General features: G+C 63.0%; 19 protein-coding genes. 15 read left to right on the top strand and 4 right to left on the bottom strand.

The genetic code is table 11. From position 1 onward, the window contains the following. Positions 1–23: 23 nt before the first annotated feature. Positions 24–1,067, top strand: coding sequence for an MlaD family protein (locus EDF71_RS00200; RefSeq protein WP_133854633.1), 1,044 nt, complete (start codon positions 24–26; stop codon positions 1,065–1,067). Then, positions 1,064–1,744, top strand: coding sequence for a hypothetical protein (locus EDF71_RS00195; protein ID WP_243854100.1), 681 nt, complete (start codon positions 1,064–1,066; stop codon positions 1,742–1,744). Before EDF71_RS00200 ends, EDF71_RS00195 begins: the two co-directional genes overlap by 4 nt. A gap of 29 nt (positions 1,745–1,773) precedes the next feature. On the opposite strand, the gene EDF71_RS00190 is transcribed toward EDF71_RS00195, so the two are convergent. Then, the gene (locus EDF71_RS00190; RefSeq protein WP_133854632.1) at positions 1,774–2,037 is read right to left on the bottom strand and encodes a hypothetical protein; all 264 of its coding nucleotides are present in this window, start codon (positions 2,035–2,037) and stop codon (positions 1,774–1,776) included. Between the two features lie 230 nt (positions 2,038–2,267). Here EDF71_RS00190 and EDF71_RS25525 point away from each other — a divergent pair, with 230 nt between their 5' ends. After that, positions 2,268–2,396 (top strand): hypothetical protein, encoded by a 129-nt coding sequence (locus tag EDF71_RS25525; RefSeq protein WP_269075742.1) that lies wholly within the window; start codon positions 2,268–2,270, stop codon positions 2,394–2,396. Between the two features lie 53 nt (positions 2,397–2,449). Further along, the gene (locus EDF71_RS00185) at positions 2,450–2,770 is read left to right on the top strand and encodes a plasmid stabilization protein (protein WP_133854631.1); all 321 of its coding nucleotides are present in this window, start codon (positions 2,450–2,452) and stop codon (positions 2,768–2,770) included. Between the two features lie 53 nt (positions 2,771–2,823). On the opposite strand, the gene EDF71_RS24885 is transcribed toward EDF71_RS00185, so the two are convergent. Then, positions 2,824–2,973 carry a hypothetical protein gene (locus EDF71_RS24885; protein ID WP_165841178.1) on the bottom strand — a complete coding sequence of 50 codons (150 nt, stop codon included), beginning with the start codon at positions 2,971–2,973 and terminating at the stop codon, positions 2,824–2,826. A gap of 170 nt (positions 2,974–3,143) precedes the next feature. Here EDF71_RS24885 and EDF71_RS00180 point away from each other — a divergent pair, with 170 nt between their 5' ends. Both EDF71_RS00180 and ykgO read left to right on the top strand, forming a co-directional pair. Then, a complete protein-coding gene (locus tag EDF71_RS00180) occupies positions 3,144–4,211 on the top strand; it encodes an SDR family oxidoreductase (RefSeq protein ID WP_133854630.1) in 1,068 nt (355 codons plus the stop codon). Between the two features lie 112 nt (positions 4,212–4,323). Further along, a complete protein-coding gene (ykgO, locus tag EDF71_RS00175) occupies positions 4,324–4,473 on the top strand; it encodes a type B 50S ribosomal protein L36 (RefSeq protein ID WP_021028544.1) in 150 nt (49 codons plus the stop codon). A 42-nt stretch (positions 4,474–4,515) separates the two neighbouring features. Here the strand turns inward: ykgO and EDF71_RS00170 are convergent, their stop codons facing one another. Together EDF71_RS00170 and EDF71_RS00165 are read right to left on the bottom strand one after the other, a co-directional pair. Continuing rightward, entirely contained in the window at positions 4,516–4,908 is a 393-nt protein-coding gene (locus EDF71_RS00170) for a low affinity iron permease family protein (RefSeq protein WP_133854629.1), read from the bottom strand. 69 nt (positions 4,909–4,977) lie between these two features. Further along, positions 4,978–5,883 carry a LysR substrate-binding domain-containing protein gene (locus tag EDF71_RS00165; RefSeq protein WP_243854099.1) on the bottom strand — a complete coding sequence of 302 codons (906 nt, stop codon included), beginning with the start codon at positions 5,881–5,883 and terminating at the stop codon, positions 4,978–4,980. A gap of 137 nt (positions 5,884–6,020) precedes the next feature. Here EDF71_RS00165 and EDF71_RS00160 point away from each other — a divergent pair, with 137 nt between their 5' ends. The 9 genes from EDF71_RS00160 to tpiA all read left to right on the top strand — a co-directional run bounded on the left by EDF71_RS00160 (position 6,021) and on the right by tpiA (position 15,176). Next, on the top strand, positions 6,021–7,253 hold the full coding sequence (locus EDF71_RS00160) for an amidohydrolase family protein (protein WP_133854628.1): 1,233 nt from the start codon (positions 6,021–6,023) through the stop codon (positions 7,251–7,253). Between the two features lie 25 nt (positions 7,254–7,278). Further along, the gene (locus EDF71_RS00155; RefSeq protein ID WP_133854627.1) at positions 7,279–8,637 is read left to right on the top strand and encodes an MFS transporter; all 1,359 of its coding nucleotides are present in this window, start codon (positions 7,279–7,281) and stop codon (positions 8,635–8,637) included. After that, entirely contained in the window at positions 8,634–9,170 is a 537-nt protein-coding gene (locus EDF71_RS00150; protein WP_133854626.1) for a GAF domain-containing protein, read from the top strand. Before EDF71_RS00155 ends, EDF71_RS00150 begins: the two co-directional genes overlap by 4 nt. Positions 9,171–9,443: 273 nt before the next feature. Next, positions 9,444–10,166, top strand: coding sequence for an AzlC family ABC transporter permease (locus tag EDF71_RS00145; protein WP_133854625.1), 723 nt, complete (start codon positions 9,444–9,446; stop codon positions 10,164–10,166). Then, positions 10,163–10,492, top strand: coding sequence for an AzlD domain-containing protein (locus EDF71_RS00140; protein WP_243854098.1), 330 nt, complete (start codon positions 10,163–10,165; stop codon positions 10,490–10,492). The genes EDF71_RS00145 and EDF71_RS00140 overlap by 4 nt, the downstream gene beginning before the upstream one ends. A gap of 132 nt (positions 10,493–10,624) precedes the next feature. After that, the gene (gene rpsO / locus EDF71_RS00135; RefSeq protein WP_027011292.1) at positions 10,625–10,891 is read left to right on the top strand and encodes a 30S ribosomal protein S15; all 267 of its coding nucleotides are present in this window, start codon (positions 10,625–10,627) and stop codon (positions 10,889–10,891) included. A gap of 209 nt (positions 10,892–11,100) precedes the next feature. Further along, entirely contained in the window at positions 11,101–13,344 is a 2,244-nt protein-coding gene (pnp, locus tag EDF71_RS00130) for a polyribonucleotide nucleotidyltransferase (protein WP_133854624.1), read from the top strand. Between the two features lie 99 nt (positions 13,345–13,443). Beyond that, entirely contained in the window at positions 13,444–14,439 is a 996-nt protein-coding gene (locus EDF71_RS00125) for an NAD(P)H-quinone oxidoreductase (RefSeq protein ID WP_133854983.1), read from the top strand. Beyond that, positions 14,433–15,176 carry a triose-phosphate isomerase gene (gene tpiA, locus EDF71_RS00120; RefSeq protein ID WP_133854623.1) on the top strand — a complete coding sequence of 248 codons (744 nt, stop codon included), beginning with the start codon at positions 14,433–14,435 and terminating at the stop codon, positions 15,174–15,176. The genes EDF71_RS00125 and tpiA overlap by 7 nt, the downstream gene beginning before the upstream one ends. The last annotated feature ends 34 nt before the right edge of the window (positions 15,177–15,210 follow it).

Genomic DNA, 15,210 nt, shown 5'->3' with positions numbered 1-15,210 from the left:
CCAGCCGGGTAAGATCGCGGTACATGCAAATACCAGAACCCCACGACTCTGCCGACCGCCCTGCGCCGCCGTCTTCTGCCGCCTCTGCGCGGCGTACGGCCGTGGTCGATGGTGTGGCGGTGGACGGCCTGACGCCGGTGCCGCACCTGGAGCGCAAGGCCGGGGCCTTGCTGCTGTTTACCTTGTTGCTGATCCTGGGCTCGGCCTTTTATCTGATGTATGCGCGCGGTGTGTTTGAGCCCAAGCAGTCGCTGATCCTGACGGCCGATGATTCCGAGGGCGTGTCCATCGGTCTGGACATGACCTTCTCCGGCTTTGCGATCGGCAAGGTCAGCAAGATTGAGCTGGCGCCCGATGGCACGGTGCGCATCCATGTCGATGTGCCCGAGAAGGATGCACACTGGCTGCGCAGCAGCAGCGTGTTCACCCTGGTCAAGGGCCTGGTGGGCGGCACGACGATCAAGGCCTACTCGGGCATTCTGGACGACCCGCAGCTGGAGGATGGCGCTGTGCGTGCCGTGCTGTCGGGCGATGCGACGGCTGAGCTGCCCCAGCTGATGAGCAATGCCCGCCAGCTGCTGGAGAACCTGAACATGATGACCTCGGCCGGCTCGGCCTTGGGCGGCACCCTGGAGCAGTTGCGTGACCTGAGCACCAAGCTCAACGGCCCCAGCGGCGCGCTGGGCGTGGTGATGGGTGGGGATGCCGAGGCGCGCAAGATATCGCAGACCCTGGACCGCACCAACCAGCTGCTGGCGCGGCTGGATGGCCTGGCCAAGAATGCCGACAAGCAGGTGTTTGGCTCCGATGGCGTGATGCCCGAAGTGCGTGCCACGGTGCAGCAGCTCAATGCCGTGCTGGGTGATGTGCGCGGCAGCTTGAAGAAGGTGGATGCGGTGCTGGTGGAGGCCCAGGCCGTGGGCGCCAATGCCAAGGATGCCACCAACCAGTTGGGCGATTTGCGTGCCGATGTCGAGGCCAATCTGCGCAAGGTGGAAGGCATGCTGACCGAGCTGAACCGCAAATGGCCGTTTGCCAAAAAAGATGCCGAGGTGCGACTGCCATGAGCGCCATGATTGCCATCACCACCCGCCTGGCCGCTGCACTGCTGGCCGCCGCTGTGCTGGGCGGCTGTGCCAGCGGCAAGAAAGCGCCCGATTGGGCGATCAACGAACAAGGCGCTGCCGAGCGCGCGACCGATGCCTATCTGTCCGGCAACAGCCGGGTGGCCGATGCCGAATGGCGGCGTGCGCGTGACGAGGTAAGCCGCACCGCGCGGCCTGATTTGCTGGCCCGGTTGGAGCTGGCGCGTTGCGCTGCACAGGTGGCTGCCTTGGATGCTGCCCCTTGCACAGGCTTTGAGGCTGTGGCCCAGGATGCCGCCGATGCCGAACAGGCCTATGCGCGCTATCTGCAGGGCCAGTTGGCTGACGGTGATGTGGCCTTGCTGCCCAAGGCCCAGCAGGCGGTGGCGCCCTTGGCACCGGAGCAGGCAGCCGCTGCGCTGGCCGCTATGGAAGACCCGCTCTCGCGCCTGGTCGCCGCCGGCGTGTTGGCCGTGCGCGGACCGGTGCCGATGGCGGTCGTCACCCAGGCGGTGGACACTGCCTCTGCCCAAGGCTGGCGCCGCGCTGTGATGGCCTGGCTGATCAACCAGCAGCGCCTAGCCCGCGAGCTGGGCGATACGGCGCTGGCCGACCAGGTGCAGCGCCGTCTTGACCTGCTGCAAGTGACGCAGAAATAAGCCCGCAGCCGCTCAAACGCTGCATCCACTCACATCGATTGGCCGGTCGTCGTATCGGGCGCGGGCTCTGGCTGCGTGCCGGGGTAGGGGTGCTCGGGGTTGCCGGGGTAGGGGTGCTCGGGGTTGCCTGGATAGGGGTGCACTGGCTCACTTGGATAAGGGTGCTGCGGGTTGCCCGGGTAGGGGTGCAACGGGCTGGGCTCATACGTGCCTGGCTCACCAGGCGCCGGCTGGGGCTGGCCTGGGATAGGGGGCTGGGTATGCGATTGGCTGGGATCGTAGGGCTGGGGCATGGTCGTCCTCCTGTGGCGGGCCTGTCTGCCTATGCAGCGTGCCCTTGGCAAAAGCCCAGTGTGGCAAGCGCAGCAGCGCTGGCGTGTAGGCCCCGGTAGCACGCCAAGGTACGCGCATCGCCGTTACGTCATGTGTGAAGCGGAACAAGGTACAGCAAAGCATTTCTCCCACATGGCGGGCTTGGCGGCAGCGCTACGCTGAAAGCTCCAACCCGTTTCAGGAGGATGCCATGCACACGATGCAGCACATGCACAAGGCGTTTGCGTTGCCCCAGGCGCAAAAGCCAGTCCCAACCACTCCCAAGAAGCCCCAGCCCGGTGGCGGCGGCCCGCCTGCAGATGGTGATCCATCGCAGTAAGGCGTATCCATCCCGCGCCACCCCGCCTAACGCAGCACCCAAGGAGATCCGTGATGCCCCAAGGAGATAAATCCGCTTATACCGATAAGCAAAAACGCATGGCCCGCCATATCGAAAAAAGCTACGAGAAAAAGGGCGTGTCGGAAGACGAAGCCGCAGCACGCGCTTGGGCCACGGTGAACAAGGAAACGGGGGGCGGCAAGCTCTCTGGATCGGGCCGGGGCAAGGCGACCGGGCCGGGATCGCGGCTGGCGGCCGTGCGATCGGCAGCGGCCAAAAAAGCCGCTGCCAGCCGCAGCCCTGAGGCGCGCTCCGCATCGGCCAAAAAGGCGGCGGCTACCCGCAAGCGCAACGCTGCTGCCAAGAAAAACTAAGGATGAAAACAGGCCAGCCACCGGATGGTGTGCTGGCCTGTTGCGTTACCGGTTTAAACCGGTTCCGGATCCTTGACCGGTGGTTCATGCCCCGGTTCCTCGATCGGCAAGGTGCTGTCTGGCGGATCAATGGGCTCGGGCTTGGGCAGATCCGGCGGCGGTGGTGCCACCGGCGGTTGAGGGGGCGTAGTAGGGGTTGGCATGGCAGCCTCCTTTCTGCCTTGTTTGTACTGCGCGCTGCGGCGGCCGTATGTCGGACAAGTTTGGCAGCGGGTAAGCGCATGTAGGGCTGTCGAGGTTGATGTAGCAGCGCGTTGCCGCTGCATTAAGTCGTTTTGTTTTTTTCCAAGTTCAAGTTCCAAGGAGTTTCAGCATGAGCCCATCCACCAGCAAGTCCAAAAAGAGCGCCAGCAAGAAGCCTGCGCCAGAAAAGCGCTCGGTCGCGGAGGTGGTGGCTGCACAGCAGCGCATCCAGCAGCAGCAAACCAAGAACGATGCGCGGGACAAGGCTGCCAAGGCGTCCAAAAAAGCCAAGGGCAGCAAAGACGCTAAAAGCAGCAAGAAGACCGCACCTGGCCCTGGCCATGCGGTGCCGACACCGCCGATGCCCGGCAAAAAGCTGGCCAAGCCCGGCCATGAGAAAGCGCTGGATCTGCAGCCGCTCTACCTGGCAGAAAACTACCGGGGCAGCGGCAAGCTGGAGGGCAAGACGGCGGTCATCACCGGCGGGGATTCAGGCATTGGCCGGGCGGTGGCGCTGTTGTTTGCACGAGAGGGCGCCAATGTGGCGATCCTCTACCTGAATGAGCACGACGACGCCAAAGAGACCTGCCGCCTGATCGAGGAAGAAGGTCAGCAGAGCCTGGCGATATCCGGCAATGTGCAGGATCCGCAGTTTTGCGAAAAGGCCGTCAAGCAGGTGCTCAAGCAGTTTGGCGCGCTCAATGTGCTGGTCAACAATGCAGCGTTCCAGCAGCATGCGGCCGATATTGAGGACCTGAACACTGAACGCCTGGATGAAACCTTTCGCACCAATATCTTTGGCTACTTCCACATGGTCAAGGCCGCCATTCCGTACCTGCAGCGGGGCGATGCGATTGTGAACACCGGCTCGGTCACCGGCCTGCGCGGCAGCAAGCAGTTGCTGGACTACTCTGCGACCAAGGGCGCCATCCATGCCTTTACCAAGGCGCTGGCGCAGAACCTGATGGAGCGCGGCATACGGGTGAATGCCGTGGCCCCGGGACCAGTCTGGACGCCGCTGAACCCGGCCGATAAAAGCCCCGAGGACCTGCGCGAATTTGGTGCCGACACGCAAATGGGCCGGCCCGCCCAGCCCGAAGAGCTGGCCCCCGCCTATGTGTTTCTGGCATCGCAGGCCTGCTCCAGCTATATCTCGGGCATTGTGTTGCCGGTGACGGGGAGCGTGGGCGAATCCTGAACCCAGGTTTGCGCGGGCCCAGCTTTACATCCATCGCAAGGCACAGGGTTGAAATGATAATGAGAATGCATTATCATTTTGGCTTCTGTTCCTGTTCTGGAGAAGTTCTGCCATGCAAGTCCTGTCCTCGCTCAAAGAAGCCAAGAAGCGCCACCGTGATTGCCAGGTGGTCAAGCGCCGTGGCCGCATCTATGTGATCTGCAAATCCAACCCGCGCTTCAAGGCGCGCCAGGGTGGTGCCAAGAACAAGCACAAGGGTTGAGCGGATAGGCTGAGTGGGGGCACCCACTAAGGCCGGCGCTGCTCAGCCCTGCTTGGCTTCCTCGGCCTGGCGGGCTTTTTCCGCGAGGATGTCGAACTCCTTGCGCAGCGCATCCAGCTCGTCTTCGTCCAGCTCTTCGAGCGAGAGCATGCGGTTGCGGGCCGGTTCGATCGCGCGGATGAGCTCGTCGAGCTTGATCTGCATGGCCTCGGTATCGCTGTTCTGGGTGGACTGGATCAGGAAGACCATCAAGAAGGTGATGATGGTGGTGCCGGTATTGATCACCAGCTGCCAGGTGTCGTTGAAACCAAAGACCGGGCCGCTGATGGCCCAGAGCACGATGACCGCGAGGGCGCCGACAAAGCAGACGGGGTGGCCGCTGAACTTGGCGACGGAGCGGGCGATTTTGTTGAAAGGGGAATGTTGGGTCTTCACAGGGACTCCTTCGTTCAGGGATGGCGTCCAGCATAGAAGCAAGGGAGGCGGTCGGGGTGCCGCTGCAGATCAAGTGGCTGTAGGAGGGCGGCGGCATTCCTGCTGCAGCCATTCGCCAAAGCGCTGGTAGCTTTCCATGTCGCTGCGCCAGGTGGGGGCGCAGAGGTAGTAGCCCAGCGGGCTTTCAAAGCGCTGACCCAGGGGCTCGACCAGTTTGTGTGAGGCCAGCGACTCCTGCAGCAGGCAACTAGGGACCAAGGCAACGCCCAGGCCGCCAATCGCTGCCTGGATGATGAGGGTGAAGAGGTTGAAGCCGGGGCCTATGCGTGCCCCTTCATAAGGGCCGGCATAGGCGGTGAACCAGTCGTCCCAGGAGGTGGGCAGCTCGATGTGCTGCAGCAGGCTGCATTGCTTGAGGTCGCTGAAATGCGCAATCGGGTGCTGCTGCAGGTAGCTGGGCGAGCAGACGATGCTGGTCTCGCGCCCGATCAGGTACTGGGCATCGGCAATCGGCCAGTCGCCGTAGCCGTACTGGATGGAGGCATCGAAGCCATCGCCGGTCTCGGCACTGTCGGTGGTGCTGTAGCGCACAAAGTGGATGGCGATGTGCGGGTTGCTGGCGCGAAAGCTCTCCAGCCGGGGAAACAGCCAGTTGGCGGCAAAGGTGGGTGCCACCGACAGGCTGAGCAGATGGGCGTTCTGCGCGGTGGAGATGACCTGGGTGGTGGCGCGTTCCAGCGATTCCATCGCCGGGCGTACGAGTTTGAGGTAGTTCTCGCCGATATGGGTCAGCGCCAGCCCATGGCTGCGGCGCATGAACAGGGGGTGGCCCAGGTAGGCCTCCAGGCCCGCAATGTGGCGGCTGATGGCGCTTTGCGTGACAAACAGCTCCTTGGCGGCCTTGGAAAACGAGAGGTGTTGCGCCGACAGCAGGAAGGCGTTCAGCTCTGAAATCGTGGGGCAGCGACGGCGCATGGGGTATGAGCTCCACTCATGATGGTAGAAAAAATTGGCAGATGCATGACGTCATGTCATTGCCACATATTGTTGCAGCTTGGCTAGAGTTCGGGGCATTAGAGGCAACCATGGCGCTGTGAACGCCAAAACCGATTATGCAATCCACCCTGATCCGCAATGCCAAGATTCTCGACACCCGAAATCTCGTATTGACTTCTACTCATACCATTTTGGTGCGCAACGGTCTGATCGAAAAGATCAGCGCCGAAGACTTTGAGGTGGCCGATGCCACCGTCATTGATGCCAAGGGGATGACCTTGATGCCCGGCCTGATCGACTGCCACGTGCACGTGATGGCCTCGGGCTTCAACCTGGGTGCGGTTGCCAACCTGCCCAATGCGCTGGCGCTGCTGCGTGCGCTGCCCATCATGAAGGGCATGATCGACCGGGGCTTTACCTCGGTGCGGGATGCCGGCGGTGCCGACTGGGCGCTGGCCGAAGGGGTGCGTACCCGCCAGGTGGCCGGCCCGCGCCTGTTCTGCGCTGGCAAGGCGCTGTCGCAAACCGGGGGCCATGGCGATTTCCGGGCGCGCAATGACACGCTCGACCCCTGCTCCTGCGCCTACAAGATCGGAAATATTGGCAAGGTGGTCGATGGCGTGGACGCCTGCCGCCTGGCGGTGCGCGAAGAGATCCTGAAGGGCGCCACCCAGATCAAGGTGATGGCCTCGGGCGGCGTGGCCTCGCCCAACGATCCCATCAACAATCTGGGCTTTTCGGTGTCGGAGCTGACCGCCATCGTCGAAGAGGCCCACAATGCGAACACCTATGTGATGGCCCATGCGTATACGCCCCAGGCCATCACCCGTGCCATCCAGTGCGGCGTGCGCACCATCGAGCACGGCAACCTGGTCGATGAACCCACCGCCAAGCTGATGCAGGAAAAGGGTGCCTACATGGTGCCGACCCTGATCACCTATGAAGGCCTGGCCAACGACGGTGCCAAGTACGGTCTGCCCGACGAGTCGGTGCAAAAGATTGCCAAGGTGCGCACCAACGGCCTCAACGCGCTGCAAGTGCTGGACGCCGCTGGCGTGAAGATGGGTTTTGGCAGCGATTTGCTGGGCGAGACGCACTATATGCAATCGGACGAGCTGGTGCTGCGCGCCAAGGTGCTGGGCCATGCCAAGGTGGTGCAACAGGCCACCCTGATCGGCGCCGAGATTCTGAACCACGAAGGCCTGCTGGGCGAAGTGGTGGAGAACGCCTATGCGGACTTGCTGCTGGTCGATGGCAACCCCCTGGAAGATGTATCGGTGCTGACCCAGCATGACGCGGCGATCAAGCTGATCATGCGCGACGGCTTCATCCACAAGAACGCCTGCTGACAGGCCTTTGAGCGAGAACAACAATATGTATAACGCTTCCGAACGTCTGGAGCGGCTGCCTTTCAGCCGCTTCCATTTCACCTTGCTCATCATTGGCGGCCTGGGCCTGGCCTTTGAGGCGCTGGATGCGGGCATCATCGCCTTCATCCTGCCTTCGCTGCGCGAACAATGGGGTTTGACCGGCATTCAGGCCGGCTGGATTGCCAGCAGCACCTATGTCGGCTTTCTGGTGGGTGCGCTGCTCTCGGGCATGCTGGGCGACCGCTTTGGCCGCAAGGTCGTGATGATGTGGGCGCTGGTGCTGTTTTGCGTGGCCACCTTCATCAATGCCTTTGCCACCAACTTCCATGAGTTCTACATCCTGCGCATGATTGCCGGTGTGGGCATGGGGGCCGAGGGCGCCATCGTGGCGCCTTACCTGGCCGAGTTTGTCAGCAGCCGCTACCGTGGCCGCTTCACCGGTGCGCTGGCGGGCTTTTTCTCCTTTGGTTTTGTGATGTCGGCGCTGCTGGGTTACTTCATCGTGCCGATGAGTGCGGACGGCTGGCGCTGGATCATGGTCATCGCCTCGGTGCCGGTGGTGTTCCTGCTGTGGATGCGCCGCGCGCTGTTCGAATCGCCCCGCTGGCTGGAAGAGATGGGCCGCCATGAAGAGGCCAGCCGGATCTGCACCGCCATTGAAGCGCAGGTGCAACGCAGCAGCGGCAAGCCGCTGCCCGAGCCGGTGAAGATGAGCCTGGCGGCCAAGGCCGCCGACGCCGCCGTGCAAGGCGCCTGGGCCAAGCTGGCCACCCTGGTCAAGCCCCAGTACCTGCAAACCACCTTGGTGGTCTGGGTGTTCTGGATCACGGTGATGTTCTGCTACTACGCCTTCCTGGTCTGGATTCCCAGCCTGCTGGTGGCGCGTGGCTTTGCGGTGACCAAGAGCTTCTCCTTCACCATCCTGATCTACCTGGCGCAGATCCCGGGCTACTACTCGGCTGCCTATCTGAACGACAAGATCGGCCGCAAGTACACCATCCTGGCCTACATGCTGGTGTCCTGCCTGGCGGCCCTGGGCCTGGCCTTTGCCGGTGCCGATCAGGAGATCATCCTGCTGAGCATGCTGCTGTCCTTTGGCATGAACGGCGTGATTGCCGGCCAGTACACCTACACCTCGGAGATCTACCCGACCTCCATCCGAGCTACCGGTATGGGAACGGCCTCGGCACTGGCACGCATCGGCTCGATTGCCTCGCCGACCATCGTGGGGGCCGCCTATCCGGTGCTGGGCTTTGGTGGCGTGTTTGCGCTGATGACGGGCGTGTTGTTTGTCGGCGGCATGGGCATTCTGCTGTTTGGCAAGAACACCCATGGCGTGTCCCTGGAAGGAATTCAGCAATGAGCACCACCCATATCCTGGGCCGCCTGGCCCACACCCTGGGCCAGAGCAGCGATGCCGAGCGCCATTGGGCCGCTATTGCCGACAGCTGCCAGCAGCTGTTTGGCTACGGCCTGCTGACCGGCTTGGTCTACCTGCAGCAGGAAAAGCTGATGCGTCGCATCTACTCGTCCAACGAGGCTATCAGCCCGCTGGGCGGCTTCAAGGCCACCGGCAAGGGCCCCTGGTCGGGCCGGGTGCTGGACCAGGGCCTGCCCTACATCGGGCGCGATGAGGCCGACATCCGCACCGTCTTCTCCGAAGCCGAGGACCTGGTCGCCCGGGGCCTGCATGCGGTGCTGAACATTCCCGTCTGGTATGGCGGTGAGGTGCTGGGCTCCATCAATATCCTGGGCCCGCGCGGCGCCTACAACGACGTGCCCGAGGCGCTGATCCACCTGGTGGCCGGCGTTTGCGTGCCGGCGCTGGCCTCGGCCCGCGAAACCGCGCGCGAGGCGGCGCGGGGCATTGACAGCGCCAGCCTGCAAAGCGTCTGAGCGCCGGCTTGCCAACACCAAAGCCCGCAAGGCCCCTGGCCCTGCGGGCTTTTTTGCGCCTGCTGAGCTAGGGACCCTCTGCAAAACTCCCTGCCGTGGTCTGAACGCGGTCTCGGGCGATCCGCTGCGTTGTCTTTCTTGTCAATAGCTCGCTATTGACTGCAAAAGACGCCTTGCGGCTCATCCCGATCCGCGTCCATCCCGCTTGCGGAGGATCCCTAGGTGCCTGGCAGTGGCGCGCGCCAGACTCAATACGCTCTAAAATCGCCGCCCATGGCTTCTAACAGTTCAGGGTTGTGGTCCTCGCCCGCCGTGCGCATGGGCGTGTCGATCAGCGTGGCAACCGGTTTGTATGGCATCTCCTTTGGTGCGCTCGGGGTGGCGGCGGGTCTGTCGGTCTGGCAGACCTGCGCCTTGAGTCTGCTGATGTTTACCGGCGGCTCGCAGTTTGCGTTTGTCGGCGTGGTTGCGGGTGGTGGCGCTGGCGCAGCGGCCCTGGGCGCGGCCAGCCTGCTGGGCGTGCGCAACGCCGTCTACGGCATGCAGATGGCCGCCTTGCTGGGCCCACGCGGCCTGGCACGCCTGCTGTCGGCACAGCTGACGATCGATGAATCTGCGGCCACCGCGCTGGGGCAAACCGACAAAGCCGAGCAAAAGCGGGGATTCTGGACCGCTGGCGTGGGCGTCTACCTGCTGTGGAATCTGTTCACCGCCGCAGGCGCCTTGCTGGGCAATGCCCTGGGCGACCCGGGGCGCTGGGGGCTGGATGGTGCGGCGGTGGCTGCCTTTATGGGCCTGCTCTGGCCGCGCCTGACGCACAAGGAGCCGATCGCGCTGGCGGTGGTGGCTGCCAGCATCGCCATGCTGGCGGTGCCCTGGGTGGCGCCGGGCGTGCCTATCTTGATTGCGGCGGTGGTCGGCGCTGTCTGGGGCTATGCATCGCGCAGCAGCGGCCCGGCCGGGCAGGGCGCGAGCGTGCAGGAGGCCGCACGATGAACGCGATGGCAGATGTGGGCAACCACTGGTGGCTCTGGGTGCTGCTGGCCAGCGCCGTGACCTATGGTACCAAGCTGCTGGGCTATGGCGTACCGGCGCACTGGCTGCGCCACCCGCGCATGGCCCGGGTGGCAGGGGCGTTGACGATTGCGCTGCTGGCGGCCCTGACCGCCATGAACACCCTGGTCAGCGGCCAGCAACTGGTGCTGGATGCCCGCCTGGCAGCGCTGGCCGTGGCCATCATCGCGCTGGCGCTGCGCGCGCCGTTTTTGCTGGTGGTGGTGTTGGGTGCGGCGGCATCGGCTTTGGTGCGGTTTTGGGCCTGAATCCCAAGAATTGGAAGTTGGGTATAATTGCAGGGTTTTGCATGGTGCAAGACGCACGTCACAAGCTTTTCCGGCTGTGGCGCAAGTAACCAGAATGCCAGCGCAAGCCGGTGTTCCTTATAAGGAAAACACATGATCGCCGCATCTATCAAGGCCGAAGTTGTACAGGCCAACGCACGTTCCGCTAACGATACTGGTAGCCCAGAAGTCCAAGTGGCTCTGCTGACCGCCCGTATCAACGAACTGACCCCTCACTTCAAGACGCATGCCAAGGACCACCACGGTCGTCGCGGCCTGCTGCGCATGGTGAGCCGTCGTCGTAAGCTGTTGGACTACCTCAAGTCCAAGGACGCTGACCGTTACACTGCACTGATCGCTAAGCTGGGCCTGCGTAAGTAAGCCCAGGGTGAGATGGAGACGCCTGAGTTAGTCCGCTAGCTCAGGCGTTTTTTACTTCAACGCCGCGCAAACAGAGCGAAGCTGTGTCATTCCAAGGGGGCTGAACCCCGGGTTCCAGGCCTTCAACCTCCCTGGAATGGCATCGTGTTCTGAATGCCGGCTCCTGCTGAAAACCGACAGGTTTTTAGCTGTTTAACCAGGAGCAATCTATGTCCATATTCAACAAAGTCACCAAGACTTTCCAGTGGGGCCAACACACGGTCACCATGGAAACCGGTGAAATCGCCCGCCAGGCTTCCGGCGCGGTGCTGGTCAACATCGACGACACCGTGGTGCTGGCTACGGTGGTGGGCTCCAAGATCGCCAAGGCCGGTCAGGACTTTTTCCCACTGACCGTTGACTACATCGAGAAGACCTACGCTGCAGGCAAGATCCCTGGCAGCTTCTTCAAGCGCGAAGCCAAGCCCAGCGAACTCGAAACCCTGACCAGCCGTCTGATCGACCGCCCGATCCGCCCGCTGTTCCCCGAAGGTTTCTACAACGACGTGCATGTGGTCATCCACACCATCTCGCTGAACCCTGAAGTGGATGCCGACATCGCTGCGATGATCGCCGTGTCCGCTGCACTGTCCATCTCGGGCATTCCTTTCAATGGCCCTATCGGTGCTGCCCGCGTGGGTTACATCAATGGCGAATACGTGCTCAACCCCGGTCAGACCCAGCGCAAGGATTCGCTGATGGATCTGGTGGTGGCAGGTACCGAAGCTGCTGTGCTGATGGTCGAGTCCGAAGCCCAACAACTGCCTGAAGAAGTGATGCTGGGCGCCGTGGTCTATGGCCACGAGCAAAGCCAAGTGGCGATCAACGTGATCCACGAACTGGTGCGCGAAGCCGGCAAGCCCGTATGGGACTGGGCCGCTCCTGCCAAGGACGAGGCACTGATCGCCAAGGTTGGCGAGCTGGGCGATGCCGCTCTGCGCGACGCTTACCAACTGCGCAACAAGCAAGCCCGTACGCTGGCCTGCCGCCAGGCATACGCCGCTGTGAAGGCTGGCCTGACCGAGCAAGGCGTGGCCTTTGACGGCGTCAAGGTCGACGGCATGCTGTTCGACATCGAAGCGCGCATCGTGCGCTCGCAGATTCTGGCTGGTGAGCCCCGTATCGACGGCCGCGACACCCGCACCGTGCGTCCTATCGAGATTCGCTCGTCCGTGCTGCCACGCACCCACGGCTCGGCCCTGTTCACCCGTGGTGAAACCCAGGCGCTGGTGATCTCCACCCTGGGCACCGAGCGCGATGCACAGCGTATCGACGCCCTGGCTGGCGAGTTTGAAGACCGCTTCCTGTTCCACTACAACATGCCTCCCTTTGCCACCGGCGAAGTGGGCCGCATGGGCTCGACCAAGCGCCGCGAAATCGGCCACGGCCGTCTGGCCAAGCGCGCTCTGGCCGCTTGCCTGCCTTCGAAGGAAGAGTTCCCCTACACCATCCGCGTTGTGTCGGAAATCACCGAATCGAACGGTTCCTCGTCGATGGCTTCGGTCTGCGGCGGCTGCCTGTCGATGATGGACGCCGGCGTGCCGATGAAGGCCCACGTGGCTGGTATCGCCATGGGTCTGATCAAGGAAGACAACAAGTTTGCCGTGCTGACCGACATCCTGGGTGACGAAGATCATCTGGGTGACATGGACTTCAAGGTAGCCGGTACCACCAACGGTATCACCGCGCTGCAGATGGACATCAAGATTCAGGGCATCACCAAGGAAATCATGCAAGTGGCACTGGCGCAAGCCAAGGAAGCGCGCATGCACATCCTGGGCAAGATGCAAGAAGCGATGGGCGAAGCCAAGGCGGAAGTCTCGTCGTTCGCGCCCAAGCTGTACACGATGAAGATCAACCCCGAGAAGATCCGTGACGTGATCGGCAAGGGCGGCGCCACCATCCGTGCGCTGACCGAAGAGACCGGCACCCAGATCAACATCGAGGAAGATGGCACCATCACCATCGCTGCCACCGATGGCGCCAAGGCTGACGAAGCCAAGCGCCGCATCGAAGAGATCACCGCCGAAGTCGAAATCGGCAAGATCTACGAAGGCCCGATCGTTAAGATCCTGGAATTCGGTGCACTGGTGAACCTGCTGCCCGGCAAGGACGGTCTGCTGCACATCAGCCAGATCGCCCACGAGCGCGTGGAAAAGGTGACCGACTACCTGAGCGAAGGCCAGGTCGTCAAGGTCAAGGTGCTGGAGACGGACGAAAAGGGCCGTGTCAAGCTGTCGATGAAGGCGCTGCTGGACCGTCCAGCCGGCATGCCTGAGCGTGAACCGCGCGAGTTCCGTGAGCCACGCGGCGACCGTGGTGACCGCGGCGATCGCGCTCCTCGCCAGAACCGCGAACCACGCGAACCCCGCGTGGACGGTGCTGCCGACCAGCAGCAACAACAACAGCAATAATCTGTTGTGTGACGTACCCATGCGCCTGGCGCTGGGTGCGTTTTTCTGCTGAAAAGCGTGTGCTGATTGTGATTGGCTGAGGAAACAAGCGTGGACAAGATGCGTGCAGTCGAGATCACCGCCTTTGGTGATCCGCAGGTATTGAAGCTGGGAGAGCGTCCTGTGCCGCAGGCGGGGCAGGGCGAGCTGTGCATTCGCGTGGTCGCCAGTGGCGTGAACCGCCCCGATGTGATCCAGCGCAAGGGCCATTACGCGCCGCCTCCAGGTGCTTCGGACCTGCCGGGTCTGGAAGTGGCTGGTGTGGTGGTGGCGGGAGACACGGCGGCCATGGCCGAGCAGGGTCTCAAGCTGGGTGACCGCGTATGCGCGCTGGTCGCCGGTGGTGGCTATGCCGAGTACTGCGTGGCCCCGGTGGCCCAGTGCCTGCCGGTGCCCGAGGGCTTGTCGGATGTCGAGGCCGCTTGCCTGCCCGAGACCTTCTTCACGGTCTGGAGCAATGTGTTTGACCGGGGTGCGTTGCAAGCCGGTGAGACCTTGTTGATCCAGGGCGGCAGCAGCGGTATTGGTGTGACGGCGATCCAGCTGGCCAAGGCCTTTGGCGCCAAGGTGATCGTGACTGCCGGTTCGGATGAAAAGTGCCAGGCTTGCCTGGCCTTGGGCGCTGACGAGGCCATCAATTACCGCAGCCAGGATTTTGTCGCCGAAGTGGCGCGCATCACCGCTGGCAAGGGTGTGGATGTGATCCTGGACATGGTGGCGGGCGACTATGTGGCCCGCGAGGTCGAGGCGCTGGCCGAGGATGGCCGCCTGGTCATCATCGCCGTGCAAGGCGGTATCAAGGCCGAGTTCAATGCCGGTCTGGTGCTGCGCCGCCGCTTGCAGATCACCGGCTCGACCCTGCGTCCGCGTCCGGTGGCCTTCAAGGCGGCGATTGCCCAGGCTTTGCAGGCCAAGGTCTGGCCGCTGCTGGCAGCGGGCAAGGTGCGTCCCATCATCCACAGCCAGTTCACTGCTGCACACGCCAGTCAGGCCCATGCACTGATGGAATCCAACCAACATATCGGCAAGATCGTGCTGACCTGGGATCAATTGTGAAAAAACTGATTGCTGGAAACTGGAAGATGAACGGCAGCCTGGCTGCCAATGAAGCCTTGCTGGGCGAGCTGCTGCAAGGCCTGGGTCAACCGGGCTGCGATGTGGCGGTGGCGGTGCCTGCTGTCTATATGGGCCAGGTGCAGGCTTTGCTGCAAGGCTCGGCGATTGCGCTGGCTGCGCAGGATGTGTCGGCGCACGATGGCGGTGCCTATACCGGTGAGGTGTCGGCGCCGATGCTGCGTGACTTTGCGGTGCGCTACGCACTGGTCGGCCACTCCGAGCGCCGCCAGTACCACGGCGAAACCGATGCGCTGGTGGCGACCAAGGCGCAAAAGGCCCTGGCTGCCGGCATCACACCGATTGTCTGCGTGGGCGAGACCCTGGCGGAGCGCGAAGCTGGCCAGACCGAAGCGGTGGTCAAGCGCCAACTGGCGGCGGTGATCCATGCGGTGGGTGCTTGCGTCACTGAAATCGTCGTGGCCTATGAGCCCGTCTGGGCCATTGGCACGGGCAAGACGGCCAGCCCCGAGCAGGCGCAGGCTGTGCATGCTGTATTGCGCGCGCAACTGGCAGCGGCCAGCACGCAGGCAGCCACGGTGCCGGTGCTGTATGGTGGCAGCATGAATGCGGGCAATGCCGAGCAACTGCTGGCCCAGCCCGATATTGATGGTGGACTGATCGGTGGCGCTTCGTTGAAGGCCCAGGATTTTCTGAAAATTATTGCTGCAGCTGCTTGATAGACAAGCGGCTCTGGCGACGACCAAGTTTGAT

The organism is Comamonas sp. JUb58, assembly GCF_004364775.1.
Taxonomy (GTDB): domain Bacteria; phylum Pseudomonadota; class Gammaproteobacteria; order Burkholderiales; family Burkholderiaceae_C; genus Comamonas.
Note: the sequence above shows the minus strand (reverse complement) of the source record. Positions and strands in the feature narration are given on the sequence as shown.

Bases quoted from the DNA above. Each gene is read 5' to 3' on its own strand.
- EDF71_RS00200 (WP_133854633.1), top strand. From the start codon at position 24: ATGCAAATACCAGAACCCCACGACTCTGCCGACCGCCCTGCGCCGCCG.
- EDF71_RS00195 (WP_243854100.1), top strand. From the start codon at position 1,064: ATGAGCGCCATGATTGCCATCACCACCCGCCTGGCCGCTGCACTGCTG.
- EDF71_RS00190 (WP_133854632.1), bottom strand. From the start codon at position 2,037: ATGCCCCAGCCCTACGATCCCAGCCAATCGCATACCCAGCCCCCTATC.
- EDF71_RS25525 (WP_269075742.1), top strand. From the start codon at position 2,268: ATGCACACGATGCAGCACATGCACAAGGCGTTTGCGTTGCCCCAGGCG.
- EDF71_RS00185 (WP_133854631.1), top strand. From the start codon at position 2,450: ATGCCCCAAGGAGATAAATCCGCTTATACCGATAAGCAAAAACGCATG.
- EDF71_RS24885 (WP_165841178.1), bottom strand. From the start codon at position 2,973: ATGCCAACCCCTACTACGCCCCCTCAACCGCCGGTGGCACCACCGCCG.
- EDF71_RS00180 (WP_133854630.1), top strand. From the start codon at position 3,144: ATGAGCCCATCCACCAGCAAGTCCAAAAAGAGCGCCAGCAAGAAGCCT.
- ykgO (WP_021028544.1), top strand. From the start codon at position 4,324: ATGCAAGTCCTGTCCTCGCTCAAAGAAGCCAAGAAGCGCCACCGTGAT.
- EDF71_RS00165 (WP_243854099.1), bottom strand. From the start codon at position 5,883: ATGCGCCGTCGCTGCCCCACGATTTCAGAGCTGAACGCCTTCCTGCTG.
- EDF71_RS00160 (WP_133854628.1), top strand. From the start codon at position 6,021: ATGCAATCCACCCTGATCCGCAATGCCAAGATTCTCGACACCCGAAAT.
- EDF71_RS00155 (WP_133854627.1), top strand. From the start codon at position 7,279: ATGTATAACGCTTCCGAACGTCTGGAGCGGCTGCCTTTCAGCCGCTTC.
- EDF71_RS00150 (WP_133854626.1), top strand. From the start codon at position 8,634: ATGAGCACCACCCATATCCTGGGCCGCCTGGCCCACACCCTGGGCCAG.
- EDF71_RS00145 (WP_133854625.1), top strand. From the start codon at position 9,444: ATGGCTTCTAACAGTTCAGGGTTGTGGTCCTCGCCCGCCGTGCGCATG.
- EDF71_RS00140 (WP_243854098.1), top strand. From the start codon at position 10,163: ATGAACGCGATGGCAGATGTGGGCAACCACTGGTGGCTCTGGGTGCTG.
- rpsO (WP_027011292.1), top strand. From the start codon at position 10,625: ATGATCGCCGCATCTATCAAGGCCGAAGTTGTACAGGCCAACGCACGT.
- pnp (WP_133854624.1), top strand. From the start codon at position 11,101: ATGTCCATATTCAACAAAGTCACCAAGACTTTCCAGTGGGGCCAACAC.
- EDF71_RS00125 (WP_133854983.1), top strand. From the start codon at position 13,444: ATGCGTGCAGTCGAGATCACCGCCTTTGGTGATCCGCAGGTATTGAAG.